At 50.0% G+C, this 3252-nt stretch carries 2 rRNA genes; both read right to left on the bottom strand.

From position 1 onward, the window contains the following. Window positions 1–60: 60 nt before the first annotated feature. Window positions 61–174 (bottom strand): 5S ribosomal RNA (gene rrf / locus HMPREF9720_RS07870). Window positions 175–357: 183 nt separating this feature from the next. Then, window positions 358–3229, bottom strand: a 23S ribosomal RNA gene (locus tag HMPREF9720_RS07865). Window positions 3230–3252 lie beyond the last annotated feature (23 nt).

Below are 3252 nucleotides of genomic sequence, written 5' to 3'. Positions count from 1 at the left end.
CGGGTGAGAACAGCAAAATTACAAGCACAAAAAAAGGTCAGATCTTTCGATCTGACCTTGAAGAGGCGGCTACCTACTCTCCCACGGGAAAACCGCAGTACCATCGGCGTAAGTGAGCTTAACTTCTCTGTTCGGAATGGGAAGAGGTGGGACCTCACTGCTATAACCACCTAAAAGAACGTTTTTCGATAAGCGAGTACAAAGAGAATTTATTCACTTTGTCGAGCGAAGAAAACGAAGGACGAAGTCCAACGTTGCTTCAAACTCATCGAAGCCATGCGAGTGATACTTTTAGCTATCACAATCCGTCGCACTCGGTATGAGTTGACATATTAGGGAAATGAGATAAAGAAATCTGTAAGAAAGCCGTTCGGGTAATTAGTACTGCTCGGCTTTGACATTACTGTCTTTACACCTGCAGCCTATCAACGTAGTCGTCTCCTACGCCCCTCAAGGGAAGACTTATCTTGGGGATGGCTTCGCGCTTAGATGCTTTCAGCGCTTATCCAAACCGAACGCGGCTACTCGGCGGTACACTTGGCAGCATAACCGATACACCGGAGGTTCGTCCAACTCGGTCCTCTCGTACTAAAGTCAGGACCCCTCAATCTTCCAACGCCCGCAACAGATAGAGACCGAACTGTCTCACGACGTTCTGAACCCAGCTCGCGTGCCACTTTAATCGGCGAACAGCCGAACCCTTGGGACCTTCTCCAGCCCCAGGATGTGACGAGCCGACATCGAGGTGCCAAACCGCCGCGTCGATATGAGCTCTTGGCGGCGATCAGCCTGTTATCCCCGGAGTACCTTTTATCCTTTGAGCGATGGCCAGTCCACGCAGAACCACCGGATCACTATACCCTGCTTTCGCACCTGATCGACTTGTTGGTCTCACAGTCAAGCACCCTTATGCTATTGCACTCTACGCACGGTTACCATTCGTGCTGAGGGTACCTTGGGAAGCCTCCGTTACTCTTTTGGAGGCGACCACCCCAGTCAAACTACCCACCAAACGGTGTCCCCTCTTGAGGGTTAGAACTCAAATACACAAAGGGCAGTATTTCAACGTTGACTCCACGAATACTGGCGTACCCGCTTCATAGTCTCCTGCCTATCCTACACATTGTGTACCCAAATTCAGCGTTAAGCTATAGTAAAGGTTCACGGGGTCTTTTCGTCCCGTTGCGGGTACCCGGCATCATCACCGGGACTACAATTTCACCGAGCTCACGGTTGAGACAGTGTCCAGATCGTTACACCATTCGTGCAGGTCGGAACTTACCCGACAAGGAATTTCGCTACCTTAGGACCGTTATAGTTACGGCCGCCGTTTACTGGGGCTTCGATTCAATGCTTCTCTTGCGATGACATCCCCTCTTAACCTTCCAGCACCGGGCAGGTGTCAGGCCCTATACGTCTTCTTTCGAATTTGCAGAGCCCTGTGTTTTTGATAAACAGTCGCCTGGACCTCTTCGCTGCGCCCACCTCGCGGTGGGACCCCTTTTCCCGAAGTTACGGGGTTAATTTGCCTAGTTCCTTAACCGTGATTCACTCGAGCACCTTAGGATACTCTCCTCGACCACCTGTGTCGGTTTACGGTACGGGTGACATATACTATAACTTAGAAGATTTTCTCGGAAGTCGACTTGGGTGCACTATCAAATTGCCCGTAGGCTCTCTGTACTGTCGGGGTTCAGCAAGGACTAACTCTTAATCTGTCCCTATACCTACGCCCTTTAACCACCTATTCCGTCAGGCGGCGGCACTTACGTTCCTTCGTCTCTCCATCGAGGTATATGTCAGTATCGGAATATTAACCGATTATCCATCGAGATCACCGTTCGGCTTACCCTTAGGACCCGACTAACCCTGATCCGATTAGCGTTGATCAGGAAACCTTGGTCTTGCGGTGTGCGGGTTACTCTCCCGCATTATCGTTACTCATGCCTACATTTGCTTTTCCATACGCTCCACCAAATCTCACGATTCGGCTTCGACGCTGAATGGAATGCTCCCCTACCGCACTTTCGTGCCCAGAACTTCGGTGGTATACTTGATGCCCGTTTATTATCCACGCTTTGTCGCTCGACTAGTGAGCTGTTACGCACTCTTTGAATGAATAGCTGCTTCCAAGCTAACATCCTAGCTGTCTCTGCAACAAAACATCGTTAGATCAACTTAGTATACTCTTGGGGACCTTAGTTGCTGGTCTGAGTTGTTCCTCTTTTGTGACCGGACATTAGCACCCGGTCGCTCACTGCTGTAAATCATACTACTGGCATTCGGAGTTTGTCAGGATTTGGTAGGCGGTGAAGCCCCCGCATCCAATCAGTAGCTCTACCTCCAGTAGACTCTTTATTACAACGCTGCCCCTAAAGGCATTTCGGGGAGTACGAGCTATTTCCCAGCTTGATTAGCCTTTCACCCCTACCCTCAAGTCATCGAGAAGCTTTTCAACGCTTATTCGTTCGGTCCTCCAGTTGGTTTTACCCAACCTTCAACCTGCTCAAGGGTAGATCGCAAGGTTTCGCGTCTACAACCACTGACTAAACGCCCTATTAAGACTCGCTTTCGCTTCGGCTCCGTGCATCCGTGCACTTAACCTCGCCAGTGATTAGTAACTCGTAGGCTCATTATTCAATAGGCACGCCGTCACAGCACGAAGCTGCTCCGACAGGTTGTAAGCGTATGGTTTCAGGTTCTATTTCACTCCCCTGTTCGGGGTTCTTTTCACCTTTCCCTCACGGTACTGGTTCACTATCGGTCTCTTGGGAGTATTTAGCCTTACCGGGTGGTCCCGGCAGATTCAGACAGGATTCCTCGTGTCCCGCCCTACTCAGGATACTGCTATCGCATAACGTGCTTACCTGTACGAGTCTTTCACTCTCTATGGATGAACTTTCCAGAACATTCCAGTTGACAGTCACTTGAATATTGCAGTCCTACAACCCCGCAATTGCCGTAACAATTACGGTTTAGGCTTCTTCCCGTTCGCTCGCCGCTACTTAGGAAATCGATGTTTCTTTCTTTTCCTCCTCCTACTAAGATGTTTCAGTTCAGAGGGTTGGCCCACTTTCGTGTGCTAGGCCTTCTGCCTAGCGGGTTGTCCCATTCAGAAATCCTCGGATCAATTCTCGTTTGCAAATCCCCGAGGCTTATCGCAGCTTACCACGTCTTTCGTCGCCTCCAAGAGCCTAGGCATCCCCCATACGCCCTTTATTACTTTCTTACATTCATCATAACCCCTATTGT

The organism is Alistipes sp. HGB5, assembly GCF_000183485.2.
Taxonomy (GTDB): Bacteria; Bacteroidota; Bacteroidia; order Bacteroidales; family Rikenellaceae; genus Alistipes; species Alistipes finegoldii.
Note: the sequence above shows the minus strand (reverse complement) of the source record. Positions and strands in the feature narration are given on the sequence as shown.